The following is a 341-nucleotide window of genomic DNA, read 5'->3' as shown; positions in this document are numbered from 1 at the left end:
TGGGTCCTGGGTTCGAATCCCAGCCGGGTCACAAGTTTACTGAAAAGTAAATTTTTTTCATATTAATATTTTGTGATTTGGTGTTTCAAAGGTCTCCCAGAGACCTTTGATTTTTTAAACCTCTTGCAGGTTCCAAAAAAAATATATACCTTTGCAATTCTTAAAAACAAAAATATTGTAAAATAGAATTGTTAAGTGACCGACTCGGTAGCTCAGCTGGTAGAGCAATACACTTTTAATGTATGGGTCCTGGGTTCGAATCCCAGCCGGGTCACAAGTTTACTGAAAAGTAAATTTTTTTCATATTAATATTTTGTGATTTGGTGTTTCAAAGGTCTCCC

Annotated in this window: 1 tRNA gene; it reads left to right on the top strand. The window is 35.5% G+C overall.

The window, feature by feature from the left end:
* Nucleotides 1-201: 201 nt before the first annotated feature.
* Nucleotides 202-274: transfer RNA gene (locus AOB46_RS22810), tRNA-Lys, on the top strand.
* Nucleotides 275-341: the final 67 nt, after the last annotated feature.

This window comes from Chryseobacterium indologenes (assembly GCF_001295265.1).
GTDB lineage: Bacteria > Bacteroidota > Bacteroidia > Flavobacteriales > Weeksellaceae > Chryseobacterium > Chryseobacterium indologenes_A.
Note: the sequence above shows the minus strand (reverse complement) of the source record. Positions and strands in the feature narration are given on the sequence as shown.